Origin of the sequence: Balneola sp. (assembly GCA_002694685.1) — a bacterium.
Taxonomy (GTDB): domain Bacteria; phylum Bacteroidota; class Rhodothermia; order Balneolales; family Balneolaceae; genus Gracilimonas.
Genome location: NZMW01000004.1, coordinates 738,906 through 756,760 on the forward strand (window position 1 = coordinate 738,906; position 17,855 = coordinate 756,760).

Annotated in this window: 19 protein-coding genes; 6 read left to right on the forward strand and 13 right to left on the reverse strand. The window is 41.9% G+C overall.

The window, feature by feature from the left end; translation table 11 throughout:
* Positions 1 to 54 precede the first annotated feature (54 nt).
* The 12 genes from mreD to CL667_08715 all read right to left on the reverse strand — a co-directional run bounded on the left by mreD (position 55) and on the right by CL667_08715 (position 11,701).
* On the reverse strand, positions 55 to 525 hold the full coding sequence (gene mreD, locus CL667_08660) for a rod shape-determining protein MreD (protein MAL17771.1): 471 nt from the start codon (positions 523 to 525) through the stop codon (positions 55 to 57).
* Positions 522 to 1,283: a rod shape-determining protein MreC gene (locus tag CL667_08665; protein ID MAL17772.1), complete on the reverse strand. Its 762-nt coding sequence runs from the start codon at positions 1,281 to 1,283 to the stop codon at positions 522 to 524. The genes mreD and CL667_08665 overlap by 4 nt, the downstream gene beginning before the upstream one ends.
* 95 nt (positions 1,284 to 1,378) lie before the next feature.
* Positions 1,379 to 2,443 carry a rod shape-determining protein gene (locus tag CL667_08670; GenBank protein ID MAL17773.1) on the reverse strand — a complete coding sequence of 355 codons (1,065 nt, stop codon included), beginning with the start codon at positions 2,441 to 2,443 and terminating at the stop codon, positions 1,379 to 1,381.
* 143 nt (positions 2,444 to 2,586) lie between these two features.
* Positions 2,587 to 4,161: a bifunctional phosphoribosylaminoimidazolecarboxamide formyltransferase/inosine monophosphate cyclohydrolase gene (gene purH, locus CL667_08675; protein MAL17774.1), complete on the reverse strand. Its 1,575-nt coding sequence runs from the start codon at positions 4,159 to 4,161 to the stop codon at positions 2,587 to 2,589.
* Positions 4,162 to 4,172: 11 nt separating this feature from the next.
* Entirely contained in the window at positions 4,173 to 4,757 is a 585-nt protein-coding gene (purN, locus tag CL667_08680; GenBank protein ID MAL17775.1) for a phosphoribosylglycinamide formyltransferase, read from the reverse strand.
* Between the two features lie 76 nt (positions 4,758 to 4,833).
* Positions 4,834 to 5,922, reverse strand: a complete 1,089-nt coding sequence (locus CL667_08685) for an AI-2E family transporter (protein ID MAL17776.1) — start codon at positions 5,920 to 5,922, stop codon at positions 4,834 to 4,836.
* On the reverse strand, positions 5,919 to 6,665 hold the full coding sequence (locus tag CL667_08690) for a hypothetical protein (protein ID MAL17777.1): 747 nt from the start codon (positions 6,663 to 6,665) through the stop codon (positions 5,919 to 5,921). Before CL667_08690 ends, CL667_08685 begins: the two co-directional genes overlap by 4 nt.
* Positions 6,595 to 7,662, reverse strand: coding sequence for a recombinase RecA (gene recA / locus CL667_08695; protein ID MAL17778.1), 1,068 nt, complete (start codon positions 7,660 to 7,662; stop codon positions 6,595 to 6,597). Before recA ends, CL667_08690 begins: the two co-directional genes overlap by 71 nt.
* A gap of 217 nt (positions 7,663 to 7,879) precedes the next feature.
* Positions 7,880 to 8,992 carry a hypothetical protein gene (locus CL667_08700; GenBank protein MAL17779.1) on the reverse strand — a complete coding sequence of 371 codons (1,113 nt, stop codon included), beginning with the start codon at positions 8,990 to 8,992 and terminating at the stop codon, positions 7,880 to 7,882.
* On the reverse strand, positions 8,992 to 10,176 hold the full coding sequence (locus CL667_08705; GenBank protein ID MAL17780.1) for a hypothetical protein: 1,185 nt from the start codon (positions 10,174 to 10,176) through the stop codon (positions 8,992 to 8,994). Before CL667_08705 ends, CL667_08700 begins: the two co-directional genes overlap by 1 nt.
* Before the next feature lie 88 nt (positions 10,177 to 10,264).
* Complete coding sequence (locus CL667_08710) at positions 10,265 to 10,858, reverse strand: hypothetical protein (protein ID MAL17781.1); 594 nt, start codon at positions 10,856 to 10,858, stop codon at positions 10,265 to 10,267.
* Positions 10,859 to 10,921: 63 nt separating this feature from the next.
* Positions 10,922 to 11,701, reverse strand: a complete 780-nt coding sequence (locus CL667_08715; protein MAL17782.1) for a tryptophan 2,3-dioxygenase — start codon at positions 11,699 to 11,701, stop codon at positions 10,922 to 10,924.
* Positions 11,702 to 11,838: 137 nt separating this feature from the next.
* Here CL667_08715 and CL667_08720 point away from each other — a divergent pair, with 137 nt between their 5' ends.
* From CL667_08720 to CL667_08730, 3 genes are all read left to right on the forward strand, one after another.
* Positions 11,839 to 12,681: a hypothetical protein gene (locus tag CL667_08720; protein ID MAL17783.1), complete on the forward strand. Its 843-nt coding sequence runs from the start codon at positions 11,839 to 11,841 to the stop codon at positions 12,679 to 12,681.
* 677 nt (positions 12,682 to 13,358) lie between these two features.
* On the forward strand, positions 13,359 to 14,117 hold the full coding sequence (locus tag CL667_08725) for a hypothetical protein (GenBank protein MAL17784.1): 759 nt from the start codon (positions 13,359 to 13,361) through the stop codon (positions 14,115 to 14,117).
* 153 nt (positions 14,118 to 14,270) lie between these two features.
* Complete coding sequence (locus CL667_08730; GenBank protein MAL17785.1) at positions 14,271 to 14,735, forward strand: DUF5063 domain-containing protein; 465 nt, start codon at positions 14,271 to 14,273, stop codon at positions 14,733 to 14,735.
* Between the two features lie 268 nt (positions 14,736 to 15,003).
* Here the strand turns inward: CL667_08730 and CL667_08735 are convergent, their stop codons facing one another.
* Positions 15,004 to 15,294 (reverse strand): hypothetical protein, encoded by a 291-nt coding sequence (locus tag CL667_08735; GenBank protein ID MAL17786.1) that lies wholly within the window; start codon positions 15,292 to 15,294, stop codon positions 15,004 to 15,006.
* Here CL667_08735 and CL667_08740 point away from each other — a divergent pair.
* The 3 genes from CL667_08740 to CL667_08750 all read left to right on the forward strand — a co-directional run bounded on the left by CL667_08740 (position 15,289) and on the right by CL667_08750 (position 17,763).
* A complete protein-coding gene (locus tag CL667_08740; GenBank protein ID MAL17787.1) occupies positions 15,289 to 16,188 on the forward strand; it encodes a hypothetical protein in 900 nt (299 codons plus the stop codon). The genes CL667_08735 and CL667_08740 overlap by 6 nt on opposite strands.
* A 133-nt stretch (positions 16,189 to 16,321) precedes the next feature.
* Positions 16,322 to 16,756: a cupin gene (locus CL667_08745; protein ID MAL17788.1), complete on the forward strand. Its 435-nt coding sequence runs from the start codon at positions 16,322 to 16,324 to the stop codon at positions 16,754 to 16,756.
* A gap of 26 nt (positions 16,757 to 16,782) precedes the next feature.
* A complete protein-coding gene (locus CL667_08750; GenBank protein MAL17789.1) occupies positions 16,783 to 17,763 on the forward strand; it encodes a hypothetical protein in 981 nt (326 codons plus the stop codon).
* The last annotated feature ends 92 nt before the right edge of the window (positions 17,764 to 17,855 follow it).

The window sequence follows — 17,855 nt, forward strand, 5'->3', positions numbered from 1 at the left end:
AAGTGCACGTATAGATGTTCGGGTTCTGTTTTTTTGTCCGGGAGACATGTTCTATTAATTACCTTTGAAAATGAATAGCATAGAGCCAAGCAATGCGGTATACAAACTATTACCGAGAGTAAATATTATAGGAATAAATCCAGAGGTGTAAGCTTCAACAAAACTGCTTAAACCTAAGAAAATAAGATTGTGAAATATGGATGCAGCAAATAGCACCAAGAAAATTTGCCAGATTAATAGCCGTCCCTCTTTATTTTGATTTACGAAATTGAAGAAACTGAAACACATTAGGGTCTTAGCAAACATATTAAGTCCCCAATAGTCAAAGAGGGCATCTTGAAGAAAACCCAAAATGGCTGCAAAGATTACAAGCTGCACCCGATCATATTTTATGGCAAGCCACAAAACATAGATCAATAAGGGATCGGGAGTAGATCCAAAAAAACTAAGGTGCTGGAATATGAGTACTTCAGCTAATATGAAGCAGCATCCAATAATAAAATCTTTAAATACTTCAGGACTCATTCAAAAAGCTGATTATACTCTTGTTGAAGATTTACAATAGCTGTGTCTGGTCGGAATTCAATGATAAACCCCTGAGAAACATTAGCTAACTGTACAAATGGTTCTAAAAAAATACGTTGTGTTTCTCGGCCGGGTTCGGGTACTGTGCGAATGACTCTTCCAATAGGAATGCCACCCGGAAATTGATTGCTGTTACCGGAAGTCTCAATTACAAAGCCGCTGTCGACAGGAATTGTTTTTGGAACAAAGTCCATGATCAGCTCACCGTATCTTTCGCCTGACCAGCTCACGATGCCATTTGCTTGGTTTTCCTGAACCCTGGCGCTGACCCGAAACAAAGAATGGTAATATGGCATTACCTGAGCGTAATGTGAGCCAGCAATCACAATTTTTCCAATTAAGCCATCTGAGGATACAAGCGGCATACCTTGTTCGGCTCCATCAGAAGTTCCGGCATCAATAGTGAAAACATTATTCGAACCGCTTAGCCTTTTACCTACAATGGACACAGGCATAAGGTCAAACTCGCTTTTATTGCTATATCCTAAAAGTTGCCTAAGGTCCCGGTTTTCCTGCTCAATTGATCTTAGTCTGCTAAGCTCATCCTGAAGTAAAATATTCTGGCGCTGCAGATAGGTGTTTGTATTTAAAGCTTGCCTGTATACCCGGATATTTGAAAGGGGTTCTTCAAGAAGGCTTAATCCTGTTACAGAAATTTTTCGCACGCTATCTATCCCTCCCTGATGCCTGCCAATCATTATGGTTAAGGCGAACAGTAAAATAAAAGCGGTTACTATGTAATCTTTAGCATCACCTAGATTTAATGATCTAAATCGCATTCATTTCCAGAGTATTAGGAAATCACCGGACGGTAATATTCGAGGTTTTCAAGTATTGCACCAGTCCCACGTACAACGGCAGTCAAAGGATCTTCGGCAATATGAACAGGTAAATCCGTGGTTTCCATGATTAATTTATCAAGGTTTTTGAGCAGCGCTCCACCACCGGTTAACATAATTCCCCGATCTAAAATATCCGCGGAAAGCTCTGGGGGAGTTTGTTCCAGAGATTTTGTGATGGACTCAACAATAGTGTTTACAGATTCAGCAATAGCCTCACGTGCATCTTTAGAAGTAATGTGACGGGTTCTTGGAACACCATTCACAAGGTCACGGCCTTTTGTAATCATTTCAAGCTCTTCGTCAAGAGGAGCGGCAGAGCCAATTTCACACTTAATTTTTTCAGCAGTTCTCTCACCAATCAAAAGATTGTGATTTCTTCGGAAGTAGTTGATGATGTCGTCATTCAGTTCATCACCACCAAGGCGTACAGATTCTGCATAAACAACACCAGAAAGAGCAATAACGGCAATCTCTGTAGTACCACCACCGATATCAACAATCATGCTGCCAACCGGTTCGTGAACATCAAGCCCAATCCCAATAGCAGCAGCCATTGGTTCGTCAACCAAATATACTTCCTTAGCTCCGGCATGTTCAGCACTGTCACGAACAGCGCGGCGTTCAACTTCAGTAATGCCACTGGGAACACAAATAACCATCTGCCGGGTAGTAGAATACCACTTCATTTTAACTTTCTTGATCATCCCCCGAATCATCTGTTCAGCTACTTCAAAGTCAGCAATTACACCGTCTCTCAGAGGTCGAACAGTTCGAATTTTATTGTGAGTTTTCTCGTGCATAAGTCGCGCTTGGTGACCTGTTGCAACTGGAACATTTTGCTGATTGAGAGCGACAATAGATGGCTCATTTAACACAATTCCTTCACCTCTTGAATAAATAAGGGTGTTAGCCGTGCCCAAGTCCATAGCTATATCGGTGTAAAGAAAATCTAAAAAGCCCTTCTGAGCTGGTTTTTTTGAAGACTGTGAAGGATTTGCTCCGCTTGAATCTGACATTATTGCTGATTAAAAAATTTGAACTTTGTGAGGTAGTTGATCATTAGAAAATACAATATTGAAGGTGTATTTGCGAATGTATGAAGTACGAATATTTAGAAATTTTTGAAATGAGAAAATTCATTCATTTTTAACTAATATTTTTAGTGTTTAAAATGACGTTTCCCGGTGAATATCATAGCCATATCAAATTCATCTGCTTTCGCTATTACTTCTTCATCTCTGATGCTTCCGCCGGGTTGAATTACTGATTTTGCACCTGCTTTAGCTGCTGCCTCAACTCCATCTGCAAATGGGAAAAAAGCATCGGAAGCTATAGCAGATCCATTTAAGTCTAGACCCTCTTTTTCTGCTTTTATAACGGCAATCTCCGAAGAGTCAACGCGGCTCGTTTGCCCCGATCCGATTCCAAGAGTTCTTCCGTCTTTAGCATACACAATAGCATTCGATTTAATATGGCGAACCACTTTCCAGGAAAAGAGTAAATCCTTCATTTCCTGTTCAGTTGGCTTTCGCTTACTTACAATTTGAAAATCATCCGGGTTTGCAGGGGTTAAATCTGAATCTTGATTCAACAATCCTCCAAAAATTGAACGGTATGATGAAGCTTGTACTTCACGAACAGACTTTTTGATCCTGATCAATCGGCGATTTTTTTTCTGCTTCAATAATGCCAAAGCATCGTCACTGTAAGACGGGGCAATGATGATTTCGGTAAAAATTTCATCAATGGCTTTAACGGTTTCAATATCCATTTCTTGGTTTACCACTACAATTCCGCCAAAAGGAGAGACCCGGTCAGTGCTAAAAGCTTTCTTATAAGCTTCAGTTAGATTCTCACCAACGCCTACACCGCTTGGGATGGTATGCTTGATGATAGCACAAGCTTGCTCATCAGAATTAAAATCTGAGATGATATTTAGTGCGGCATCTACATCCAGGTAATTATTGTAACTCAGTTGTTTGCCATGGAAGCAATCGATGAAGTCATTTTGGTTCCCGTAAACTGCGGCTTTCTGGTGAGGATTCTCGCCATAGCGAAGTCCCTGAGAAAGTGGGAGAGAAGCGTTGAACTGTTTAGCCGGCTCTTCCTCAATCAATCCAGTAAAGTAATTAGCAATCGCGCTGTCATAATCTGCTGTATGCGCAAAAGCAGCTTTAGCTAATTTTTGGCGAGTCTCAAAAGAGACAGCCATTTGTTCTTCAAGTTCTTCAACAAAATTCTCGTATTGGTCTGGTGAACTGAGAATAGAAACATGAGCAAAGTTCTTAGCAGCAGCACGTATCATGGTTGGTCCACCAATGTCGATAAACTCGGTAGCTTCTGCAGGACTGACATTTGAGTCAGCTACTTTATTTTTGAAAGGGTATAAATTTACAACAACCAACTCGATTGGCTGAATCCCTAACTCTTCAATCTCATTAACATCGTCTTGGTGCGATGTTCTTGCGAGGATTCCTCCATGAACCATGGGATGCAGAGTCTTCACTCTTCCATCCAAACATTCCTGAAAACCGGTTATTTCAGATACATCCTTAACAGGAATTCCTTCAGCTTTTATCGCTTTTGCAGTACCACCTGTTGAAATTAACTCAACTCCGCTTGCATGCAGTGCTTTAGCTAATTCAGGTAATCCGGTTTTATCAGATACTGAGAGAAGGGCGCGTTTAATTTTTAGAGGTGTTTTGGGAAGTGATGCGAGAGGTTTTAGAGCCACGTCTAAGTTGGTTATAAGGTTTGGATGTGTTGTTTGATGGTTTTAGGAAAGAGCTTGTGCTCTTCTTTCAAAACCCGTTCGGCTAGAACTTCTGGAGTATCATCCTCAAGAACGGGAACTTTAGCTTGGTCCAAAATTGGACCTTTATCAAATTCTTCTGTTACAATATGAACCGTACATCCCGATTCGGTATCGCCGGCTTCTAAAACAGCTTTATGTACGTTAGATCCGTAAAACCCTTTGCCTCCAAATTTAGGAAGCAGTGATGGATGAATATTTAATATCCTGTTTGGATATTTTTTTATGATACCTGAAGGGATTTTTTTCAGATATCCCGCCAGTACAATCAAATCGGCTTTCCATTCTAAAAGCTGGCTTAAGAGAATTTCGTCAAAATCAGAATCCTCAGAAAGTGAATCCGGATTTATAACACGGGAAGGGATATTTTCTTTATCAGCCCTTTCAATAGCTCCAATATCGGGTTTATTTGAAATCAGGCCGGTTATGCGGGCAGGAATATCACCACGCTTAACAGCGTCAATGATAGATTGAAAATTAGAGCCTGAGCCGGAGGCAAAAACAACGATATTCTTCAAAAAACTGTGAAATTAAGCAGTGCCTGATTGGGCGTTGAAGATAGCAAATGTTTAGGTAGGATGAAGATTTTATTCTTTATGCAGGAGGGTCGGAAGTGGAGTTAACGTCTCGTCTAAAAATATGGTAGTTGTTGAAGCTCCAGCTGACCTGAGTGATGGTGATTTTTACAACCGTGGCAATCGGAATAGCAATTAACATCCCGATAATTCCAGCTGTTTCAGCACCTACAAGAATAATAAACAGGATCGCAACGGGATGCATATCCGCTGATCGTGAGAATAGCATAGGCTGGAATATGATGTTATCCAGCATTTGGACAGCAAAAATAGCTAACATACATGCGGCAACAAGTGAGAAGTTTCCTGTTTCAATAATGGAAATAATAATAGATAGGAAATATCCGAGTATGGGCCCAAAGTAGGGGATAGTATTAGCAACACCCACGGCGATGCCTACCGACATAGAATTTTCCAGACCGGCAATACTAAGTGTAGTCCAGGAAGAAAGGGCGACTAACAAACTCTGAAGAAGAACGCTGCGGAAGTATAAACCAAGACGTTGTTCAATTTTATCAATAACAGTAAGTGTAGTTTCAAAATACTTGTTTGGAACCAATTGGAGTAGATCTCTTCTGATTTTGGTACCATCTTTCAAAAAGAAGAATGCTGCAAATGGAACAACTAACACCGCTGAGAAGATATTTGTAAAAATACTGAGGGCATCGCTAACGATAGCCGAAATCTGATCAACATTAAGAAGATCATTGAAAACAGTAGTGGTGTTGTCGACCAAAAAATTGTCAGGTAAGAAAGTGAATTTAGCGGTGAGCTGATTTTCAACTTTAACAGCTATTTCCCGAATGTTATCTAAAGTTAATTGTGCAGTTAACTCCGCCATTTGATTCGCAACAATCGGTATGACGCTGGTTGAGATAAAGACCAAAACAAGAATTACCGTAGCTAGTATGACAGTAATTGCAAAGGTGCGATTCAAACCGGCAGCCTGCAAACGGTTGGCAAAAGGATCAAGGATGTAGCTTAAAATGGTAGCTAAAATCAGGAAAACAACAAGGGTGGAGTAGTTATAGAGTACAAGTAAAGCCAGCCCAACTGCACCCGCCCCAAGTATAAATCGTACTACCCGCTCTAAAGTTATATTCGTCATGATGAGATGATATCTAAAAGTTCATCCAGATGCTTTAAAATATTTCCTGAATCATAGCCTTTTCTCATTAAATAATCGAAAACTTTCTTTCGCCGCTTTTCTTCCGGCTCTCGGAGATACCTCTTTTTCCTTTTTGAGATTAGGGAGGTCATACTCTCTTTAATGGCTTCATCCCCAAAAGCATGTTTGATGACTTCTTCTACAACGTTTTTCCGAATTCCTTTTTTGAATAGCTGCGTCCTGATTTTATAAGGTCCCCAGTCGTTGAACTCAAACTTATCAGCGACATATTTTTTAGCAAATTTTTCGTCGTTGATGTACTCCTTTTGTTCAAATTCATCCAAGATCTCTTCAATAAACCCGCCCGAATATCCTTTTTTATAAGCTTTGTCTTTGAGTTCTTTTCGGGAATGGTCGCGGCGGGAGAGGATGCGAAACATATATTCTCGTGCTGCCCACTCATCTTCTTTATTAGCAATTTGCTGTAATAAAGAAGGCGTTATTTCAACGCCTTTCTTTAGATTAAGTTTGGTAAGAGTAGCATCAGAGACGCCAATTAAAAACTTGTCATTTATAAAGAGGGAGTATCTGCTGGAATTTTTTTTCTGAACTTGTATTCCAGAGATAGGAGCCGGAAGAAGCTTGGCTGCTTCTTCCGAATACCGTTGGTATTTATCCTTTGTCTTCAACAGCTTCTTTTTCTTTCTCTTTCTTCTCCTTTTCTTGCTCCTCAATCTCTTCATCCAGTAATTCGCCCCTGAGCTTTTTGCGTACCTGACCTTCAATCTTCTTAGCTAATTCAGGATCTTCTTCAAGGAACTGCATTGCAGCATCAGAACCCTGCCCGATTGGTTCACCACCATGACGGAACCAGCTTCCTCGCTTCTCGATGATGTCATATTCTACAGCAAGGTCGAGGATTTCAGAAATACGCGAAATGCCTTTGCCATACATGATATTAAACTCGACCACTTTGAAAGGAGGAGCCACCTTGTTCTTAGCAATTTTGACTTTGGTTCGGTTCCCAATTACTTCGTCTCCGGATTTAATAGAACCAATCCGGCGAATATCGATACGGACGGAAGAATAGAACTTCAGTGCTCGTCCACCAGTAGTGGTTTCAGGATTTCCAAACATCACCCCAATTTTCTCACGCACCTGGTTAATAAAAATACAAGATGTGCGGCTCTTGTTGATGATACCGGTAATCTTTCTCATAGCTTGCGACATCAATCGAGCCTGAAGCCCCATGTGTGAGTCACCCATTTCGCCCTCAAGCTCAGCGCGGGGGACAAGAGCGGCAACGGAGTCAACTACAACTACGTCTAATGCTCCCGAACGAATTAGCGTCTCAGTAATTTCAAGAGCTTGCTCACCGCTATCAGGTTGAGACACTAAAAGCTCTTCAACATTAATGCCAAGTGCTTTGGCATAGCGAGGGTCAAACGCATGCTCAGCATCAATAAAGGCAGCATAACCGCCGGCTTTTTGTGCTTCTGCAATTACCTGAAGGGCGAGAGTTGTTTTACCACTAGCCTCAGGACCGTAGATTTCTGTTACTCGTCCACGTGGAATTCCCTGAACCCCAAGTGCATAATCTACCATGATGGAGCCGGTAGATATCACATCGATATCCTGAATTGCTTCAGCTCCCAATTTCATAATGGTTCCTTTGCCGTGTTGTTTTTCAATTTGCCCTACGGCGATGTCGAGGGCTTTTACTCTGTCGTCTTTAGCCATGATTGTTTCTTATTTTTGAATTTGTTTTAGGCAAATATAAAGTAGACCAGTGACAATTCATGTCACCTTCATTTGAACGGATTTAATATATGTTCAATATATGTGATTGCCAAATTATTGACTCGTCCGATATCATAATTTCCCCAAAAAGTTGTTTATGTGTGATATATGTTAGAGCGACTCGGAGAGGATTCCTTACAAAATATTTTTATAGCTGCTAATTTTCTTCCAATTTGTAATTAATCGGTAGTAAGTCTGCGAGTACTTCAAAAGCCCAATAGCCTCCAACAAGGTAGTTTTGAGGATTGTAGACATAACCCGATTGATCAATAAGAAGAGACTCTGTTTTTAAGGTTAACACTGAGTTTTGCAGGTTTACCGTCCGCGGTTTCTGCTCTACAGAAAGCACGGACTGCCACATCCGGTATTCATAGCTTTCAATTTCTTTTTGGTAGGTGACATTCAGAAAGTGCTTAAAAGAAAGTTCATAGGTTGTGTCATCTTTTCTGTAAAAAATGTCACTGATTCTTACCGTGTCTTTGGAAACTTCACGAAACCGCCGGTTTTCTCTGATTTCTGCCTTTATCTCAAATCCCTGTTCGTGGTAGGTTCCCTCAATTAGAGATTCTATGAAATGCTGTAAAGAACCCCAGTAGGCAAACTTTCGATTTTTAATCCACTTTTCCTGGGTTTCTTTGTCGCCTGGCTCCATTTCATTAAAGAATGGAATTCCATAGTAAGCCGAGGTAAAGTTCTTTTCATCGAAAAAGAATTCTTTAAGGTAAAACTTAATTTCATACCCCAGACCATTGTTGTGAATGATTAGCGGCTCATACGCTGTAGCTGTTAAAATTCGGTTTTTTTCATCGAATTCAAATTGGAGGATTTCAGGATTTAGAATCTCCGTTTGCTCTGCATTCTTACTAACCCCGAGGAATTTAGTCTCAAAGGTTTCCAGCCTTTCTAGCCACTGCTTCCGATTTGAGATTACATTAATTTCACCCAGTTCATACAAATCTTCTCTAAGGTAAATAGTAAGGTTATCTTCTGAATCTTCAGTATTGATTTGCTGACCGTATTCCTGAAAGCCTACATACCTTATCACTAATTGGTAAATGCCTTCAGGAATATCAGGTAATTTAAAGGTTCCGTCATTTCCGGTTACAGTACCTAAAGTAGTTCCATTCAAAAATACATGTGCACCGATGATCGGCTGATCAGTTTCAGCATCAAATACCGCTCCCGATATCTGAGACTTGTTTTGAGCATGAGCAGTACTCGAGAATAGAAGTAATAATAATCCTGTTATGAGTACTAAGAATCTATGCATTACATCACTTCGACTGCTTTATGAAGTTCATTCATGGCTTGCTGAATTTGGCCGGTAGTAGTGTAGGGTGCCGGACCAAATCTTAGAATTTCACCTCTTGCATCGGTGAACACTCTATTCTCTAAAAGTTCAGCTCTTATTTCTCTGGCTTTAGGTGAAGTTAGTGACAGAAAGCCTCCGTTGCGTTCCAACGATTCTGTATGAGTTAACCGTATTACTGATGGATCAAAATCCTTTTCCTCAAAAAGGGCACGGAGTAAGCTTACCTGGGCTTTGTATTGTTCTCTAAGAATATTTGGTGAAAGTCCCTGTTCCTGGAAAAATTCTACAACCCGTGCTGCCCGAAATTGGGAGGAGGGATCGTACGTGCCGCTGGCGAATCGCTGGTTGCCGTTATCGTATTCAACAGGATCATCGTTTCGGGGTTTATCCAACGTACTAAATGAAGCAAACCATCCGGTAATGGCGGGGCGATACTGACAGTCTTTAGGAAAACGGAGGTAGCAATTAGCTTCTCCCCATTGTAAATATTTATAGCCGCCAATCAGAATAAAGCAATCTTCAAGTCCGGCTTCACGAATAGATAGGGGAACGACATTTGTACCGTGGTAATCATCAATTAAAACAGGGATGCCTTTTTTTCTGGCAGCTGCAGCAATTTCGGTCAAATGTGTATTTACCAAACAGGTTTCAAAATAGACTCTGGATAACATGATTGCTGAAGTGCGGTCATCCATTTCTCCAATAATACGTTCCGCAAAGCTATCATCCGGTTCGGTAGGTACCTGAACGAATTCCAGACCTTCTTCCTCAAGTCTGTGCAATTGACGAAAAAGAGAATGAAACTCTCCATCAGTAGAAATGATCTTGGGCTTATTCTTCAAATCCAGGCTGCTCATCCAGCTAACAAAAAGAATGTGTGTACTTTCTTCGCGACAGTAGAGTCCGTCCGGATCGTCATAAAAGTCGCGGAGGTAGTTGCGTAGTATTTCTGTCTTTTCAAAAGCTACATCCCATTTGTTGTCCACTTCCCGGGCACAAACATCAAAATATTCGAGCTGACCTTCGCGGGCTAAATCCGGCCAGGCCTGATGGGAATGTCCGGTGAAAAGCAAGCGCTCTGAAACGTTAAAACGAGAATAATGGGGGACAAGCTTGTTGGCTAAAAAATCAATATCTGACATTCGAAATTTGGTATGGTTAGTACTGCTGAGTCTATAAACAAGATAGCCGTAGCAACGTTCTTTTTCAGATTAGTTTTTGAAATCAAAGCTATTTATCACCTTTTGGTTTGAAGAGGGAGGAATTCATAATCTGAAAGGCAATACCAATACAAATTCCCATATAAGCCAAAGTGCTTAATACGTAAACCAACGGGCTAAAAGAATACTCGGTGGCATAATTACTCAATAATCCGAATCCAAAAATGGCGAGTATGGAATAACCCAGCATTAAGCCCATTCCAAGCCAGGATGCTTTTTCTTTATCCTCCTGTTCATCCTCAGGCTGATATATTTCAATGAGAATATATTTTCGGGATAAAAGCCCTCCGAAAAGACAAATGCTCATCATTCCAATAAACAAAATGATTATTCCTGTATCGTGTGACTCAGGCGTAAAAGCACCCTCAAGATTCATTATAAGAGCCCACATTACGGTCATAATCGCAATAATAAGTACACTCAATAGAATATAGAATGGTGACTCAAAAGTATAGAATCCATTCTTTGTTTTTTGATAAGCTAATTCGGCGCCACACTTTCTACAGCTTAATCGACCTTTATAGTTTTTCTTGAGCTCTTCTCTTCCCGGAAAAATAGATTGAAAGAAAGTGTTAGGCTGTTCCCCACAATTTGGACATTTCATACTTACCCCCGTTGAATATTTATTAGAAATTAAATCTAACAAAAGAGAGGTAGAAATCAAGTTTTAGAATTTAGACCGAATGGCCCACAGGTCGGGAAAAATAGCGTGGTTTAGTGTTTTGTGGAGATATTTGGCTCCGTCAGAACCGCCGGTTCCTTTCTTGGTTCCAATAGTCCGCTCAACCATTTTAACATGTCGGTATCGCCACTCCTGTAATCCCTCATCATAATCCACAAATAACTCTGCAATTACTGCAGCCTCAGGATCATTTTGCATGGCTTCGACAAGAATATCCTGAATTTCTTCAGAGGGATTGTGAACGAGTCCTTGTTCATTTTCCCGCTTGGGGTTGACTTCATAACCACGGGTTCTCAGATACGCACAAAAACTTTCCCAAAGGGTGGCTTCCTTCATCCGCTTTTCCAAGACCTCGATGTGTTTGGGCTGATCTTTATGAGCTTCTTTCATCAGTGGAAACCGTAAACCGCACAAAATTTCCATCTCCCTGAACTGCAATGACTGAAAACCACTTGACTGACCCAAGAATTTCCGGAAGCTGTTAAATTCAAGCGGCGTCATCGTTTCGAGGATGTCGATCTGAGATACCATCGTCTTTAAAATAGTAAGTACGCGACGCATGGTTTTTAATGCGCCCCAGGTATTTCCGTCTTGCAGGTTATTCCGAAGCTTATCAAACTCATGAAGAACCTGTTTAAACCACAATTCATAGGTTTGGTGGATGATGATAAACAGAACTTCATCATGTTCTTTGGGATCCGATTTAAGCTGCTGAAGTTCAAGCAGTTCGTCAATTTTTAGGTAATTGGTATAAGTCAGGCTCATAAGCGGTTTTTTATTTAGGGAATAATAGTCAGATCATAATAGTATTGCTAAGTTTGAATTTATAGAAAAAAGGGCTTTTTTAGAGTTTTAAGGAATAAAAAAGTTCAGATCTAATACTTTTTCAGTACTATTGACGCATGAATATTTTAGTTGGTGATAGCGGAGCTACAAAAACAGATTGGGTTTTATTGGGAGGCGAAGAGCCTCAATTCATTCAAACAGAAGGACTTAACCCTCATTTGCTAACCGCAGAGGAGTTTTTTCAGATCTTAGTTAAAGAGTTGAAGCCGAACCTATTAGGGAAATCTATTAACCGAATTTATTTTTTTGGGGCAGGATGTGGTGCATCCGAAAAGAAAAAAGAAGTTGAGAAATATCTCTCCAAGGTTTTTGAAGAATCAGCCATTCATGTTCAAACCGATCTTGATGGAGCGGGACTTGCCTTGTTCGGCCAAAGAGAAGGCATTGTATGCATACTTGGTTCGGGATCCAGCGCGGGCTTCTACAAAGAGGGCAGATTGGTTAAACAAATGCCATCCATTGGCTATCCTTTTGGTGATGAGGGCAGCGCAAGTCAGATCGGGCAAAAGTTACTAATCTCCTACCTGGATGGCTCAATGGATAAAAAATTAAGAACCTATTTTGAGGATCAGGAAGATATAGATTACCCAGAGTTGTTTTATCGGCTTCAGCAACCTCGCGAGGCAAAGTTATATGTTGGGCACGTATGCAAGGTGTTTGCAAAGAAGTCTTCTCACCGGGAAGTGCAGGCAATTATCTATGACGGGTTTTCTGAATTTCTGGACAATGTAATCGAATTCTTTCCTGAAGAATCGAAGTCTTACGAACTTGGCTTTGTAGGTTCTATTGCATCCGTTTTTGAAAGTGAACTCCGGGCTTGTGCCAAGCAAAAAGGGGTAGAAATTTACTCCGTAATACGCAGTCCCATTGAGCATATCGCCCTACAATTTTCGCGATAACACTTAGTCCAAACCAAAGTCATCCTGAGGATACTTCCGAAGGATCTTCCCATGCCTGAGCCTGTTCAGATGTTGAATTAAGTTCAGGATTGTAGATTTCAGGGAATTCGTTAACAGAAATATTGGAGCTATTTCGTTGTTCAGAAGCAGATACCTCCGACCTCTCTAAATCTCTCCTTCTCAAGGAGAGACTTGTTCGAGCCCATTTATAGTTTTTATGCGGAGTTAAAGTGTAGAAATTTTATCAACGCGTCTTTCTCCTTGATAAGGAGAAAACAAAAGAGGTCGGGATGCCGGATTTGGATTCTACAGTGTGGTTCATAATTTGTTTAAAAAATGAGTTTTCGAGTGGGATAAGATTCAAAGCCCTATAACTCCGACCTCTCTAAATCTCTCCTTCACAAGGAGAGACTTGTCCGGACCTATTCATTCCAAGCCAAAGTCATCCTGAGGATACTTCCGAAGGATTTTCCTATTCTTGGGACTGTTCAGGTGCTAAATTAAGTAGGGGTTATATATTTTGAGATCTCTCGCGTTGGTAAATCTCACCTTAAATAAAAAAGAGGCGCTCGGGATGACAAAGCTGGAAACATTAATTATTGACCAAGCTTGTCATGCTGAACTTGATTCAGCATCTTTGAGCTCCTCAGAAAATTCAAGAAGAAAAAGTACAACCCGTGATAGACACCCATTCTCATATTTACCTCCCCAAGTTTGATGAAGACCGAGACGAAGTAAACCGGCGAGCGGTTGAGGCCGGAGTCGAGGCTATCTTAATGCCGGCCATAGATTTCGGTTCATTGAAGCAGATGGAGATGATGAATCACCCTGAAATATCGTTTTATAAAATGGCAGGGCTCCATCCTTGTGATGTAGAAGAACTGGAAGACGGTTTCGAAAAGCAGCTGCTGGATTTATGTTCTCAGGATGATATTTATGGAGTGGGAGAGACGGGTCTCGATTACTACTGGAGCACCGATCATGTTACAGAGCAAAAGCTGAGCCTGCATGCTCACTGCCGGGTAGCCAAGAAAGTAAAGAAGCCGATCATCATCCATAACCGGGAAAGCACCGACGATATGCTGAAGGTTTTAGAGCAGGAGCAAGACGGCAGCCTGACGGGAATCTGGCACTGCTTTAACGGCACGTTGGAAGAGGGGAAGCGCGCTATCGATTTGGGTTTTCATTTGGGGATTGGAGGTGTTGCTACTTTTAAAAACGCCGGTGTAGATAAAACCGTAGCCCAATTACCTTTGGACAAGATGGTGCTGGAAACCGATGCTCCCTACCTTTCCCCAACCCCCAAAAGGGGCAAACGCAACGAACCCGCCTTTATGAAATATACCGCTGAGAAGTTAGCGGAGTTGTTTGAGCTGAGCTTAGAGGAAGTAGATGCTAAAACTTCCGCCACGGCGAAGCGGTTATTTAGGATTTAGAAAAGTTTGAAGTAGGATCTGCAGAAAGCCTCTTTATAATGTGCAATAACAAGGCATTTAGGAGGGGTACGATTGAAACTTGATTGCCAGAAATTAATTTTGCTTTTTCAACCAAATCATTATCCCAGCGCTGTTTCAACGCTGGGTCATTAATTGCTTATTCCTTTTATGAACATCCAAACTGAAATAAATAATTTTCTTGATTTAGTTTTAGAACGGGACTCAAAGCTCGAAAAATTGAGTGATTTAATTTCTGCTTTGGACAAATTGGCAATTTCCACCCACCAAATTGAATTCGAATTCGATGACAAAGACTATTTAGATAATTCAACCTTTGAGTATTCTGAAATTCGTAAAAAAGTAGAAAATAGATTTCCAGATCTTGGTTTATATAATATCGTACGTGATGTCTGTGATAAGGTTGGTGATACTCAAATTTGCACAGGTGATGCTATAGATGACATTACAGATATTACTTTAGATTTATTGAACATTCGTTGGCGATTTGAAAATACTTCTACAAATGATGCACTATGGAATTATGAATTATTATTCAGAACTCATTGGGGAAGACATTTAAGAAATTTACAATTGTACTTACATGACCTTTACTTGTAATCGGCAAATAGTAACGCGTTTTAAATCGGACGCGGACGGGGTGCGATGGAAACTTGATTGGCAGGAATTAATTTCGCTACTTCAAAGGATACTCATAACCCTGCGCCCGTAATATTTTGGGTCATTACATCCTTAATTGAGAACCATGCCGCGACAAGTCCATGATCTAAACACTGCAACCTTAGTTTGTCTGATAGTACTTTTATGGTTCAGTGCTGCCGTCCATCCTGTGGTTGCACAGGAGGTCGAAATGGAACCACCTACGCGACTAGCCCTCTTCCTCGACTGTGGCTTCTGCGATGAGACCTTTATACGGCAGGAGATGCCCTATCTGGACCATGTCCGTGACCGTGAAGTCGCTGATGTCCATGTCCTCGTTACCCGGGAGGGCACAGGGTCCGGTGGCGAGGCACAGACCATCGACATTATCGGCTTGGGGGTATTTGACGGGTTGAATTTCTCGACCGTCTTCAACACACCCGCCAACACCACTGAGGCTGAAGAGCGGAACGGTTTCCTCCAAACCCTCGAAGCAGCACTCGTACCGTACCTGATGCAAACATCCATGCGAGACCGACTGTTTGTGGATATTGCACCATCCGAAGAGGATGCCGTGGATCAGCCGCAAACAACGGAAGACCCCTGGAACCATTGGACCATCGAGGTTTATGCCGACGGAAGCGCCGACTTTGAGTCCCAGCAGCGCTCCTTCGACACGCGCTACGGGGTGTACGTCAGCCGCGTGACTGAGGAGTGGAAGCTTCGGTTCCGTCCCTTCTTCAACTACAATTACGACCGGTTTGAGCGGGAAGAAGGAACGATCACGAACTCGGCCCGGCGTGACGGATTTACCAGCTATGCCGTTCGGAGCATCTCGCCACACTGGTCCGTTGGTGCTTACGGAGATGTACTTACATCAACCTTCTCCAACGTAGACTGGCGCTACCGTTTTATGGGCGCAGTGGAGTGGAGTCTTTTCCCTTACCGGGAGGCAAACCGGCGACAGCTCACGGTTGCTTATCGCCTGGGAGCCTCGCACATTACTTATAGAGACACAACCATTTACAACGAAATCGAAGAATTACTTCCACAGCATCTCCTCAATGCAGGCTACGAAGTGATACAGCCGTGGGGAGGGATCGAAGTCGGCATCAATGCCTCTCAGTATCTGCACGAACCCTCACGGCACAGTCTTCAGTTTGATGCAGAGTTCGATATTCGTATCACCAGAGGTCTTTCCGTGGAGATTGGCGGATTTCTCGAATTGATCCGAGATCAGATCAATCTTCCAAAAGGCAATGCAGACCTCGAAGATGTACTTCTCCGACGCACACAGCTTAAAACCAACTACGAGGCGGGATTCAGCTTCGGATTCCGCTACCGCTTCGGATCGGTGCTTAATAACGTGGTTAACCCGCGCTTTGGGGGCATCGGCAACCGGGATCGGTTCTGACACGAGGACGAGCTATTGGTTACTAAAGTTGTTTGTTTTGAAATTTTAGCCTTTTATTAACTTATAGTCTCCGCGCAGTTTAAACGCAGGGTCCTTACATCCCAACAGAAATAAATAACCTGAGGTAAATCCAATGAAGAAGACTACATGTTTATTAGCAATTCTGGCACTAACATCAGTAACCTTGTTTGCTCAGTCTGAAAAAAAGAGTGATGGCGATAAGTTTACCATTAAGAATACAGTCAGCACCTTCAACCTTGAGGAAGTGGATTCTACAGAGGTGGGGTATCAGTTTTGGTTTGTCGACAAGACATATCTGGATGGCCGGACGCTGAAAATGAGTGTGGTTGAACCTCAAAAAGCAACTCATGCTCCTCACTCTCATGAAGAAGATGAATTCTTTTTTGTGCTTGAAGGCACGGCTGAGTTTTACCTGGATGGGGAAACAACTGAAGCAGGTCCATATTCCAGTTTTTACTGTCCACCATACAGCAAACATGGAATCCGGAATGTTGGAGACACTGAATTGAAATATTTAGTTATTAAAAAATACCTGTCGGTAGATTGATCATCTAAATCATAAAGGAACTACTCGTGAAATACGTCATTATTGGAACTGGAAATATCAGCAATACTTATGTGAATGCAATTTCAGAATTGAAGGACTCTGAAATTGTAGCTTGTGTAAGCCGAAGCGGGAACCGTATTGCTGCAAATACTGACATTCCTGACTTCCCAAGCCTGGAATCGATATCGGCAGATTTTGATGCTGTAATCGTGACTACCCCAAACGGATTACATTGTAAAGGAATATTAGCTGCCGCCCGAAACGGAAAGCATGTGATCACAGAAAAGCCACTTGGCATTGACAGTGATGAAATGGAGGCAGCCATCACAGCTTGTGAGGAAAATAATCTGACACTGGCCGTAGCTTATCAGCGCCGAACCACACCGGACAATCAAACGGTAAAACAATTACTTGAACAGGGTGTTTTGGGAAAAGTATTTGCAGCCGATTTAACCGCAAAATTTTATCGGGATCAGGCTTACTATGACAGCGCAGACTATCGAGGAGGGTATAGCATTGACGGAGGCGGACCCTTTATGCAACAGGCTTGTCATAATATAGATATTTACGTTTGGTTCTTTGGCCTCCCTGCAAAAGTTGTGAGTATGATGGATACCTTTACCCACGACATGGAAGCTGAAGATCATGGTGCCGCTCTATTGAAATACGATAATGGAATGATTGGCACCATCATCGCCTCAACAGCAACAAAGCCGGGATTCGCAGCACGCCTGGAAGTCCATACTGAAAAAGGAAGTTTTATCATGGTTGATGATACCATAAGCGAATGGCATTTCGATGGCATTCCCAACCCGGGAAACACGGATTTCGAATACCAGCATGACGGGGCTACAAGTGCTTCCGTGAGTGATGTAAGCGCACATAAAGAGATCATTCTGGATTTTGAGGAAGCCGTGAAAAAGGGAGGGACTCCAATAGCAGATCCGGTAAGTGCCAAAGCAACCTCCGAATTGATTCTGGATATATATGGATCGGCAGTGAAGTAAGGCTTGCTTATAATTTCGTAAACAGTGCCTGTGTCTGACAAATATTCGCGAAATTAGCGTTAAGGATCAGGCCACCTGCATTTTCATTACTT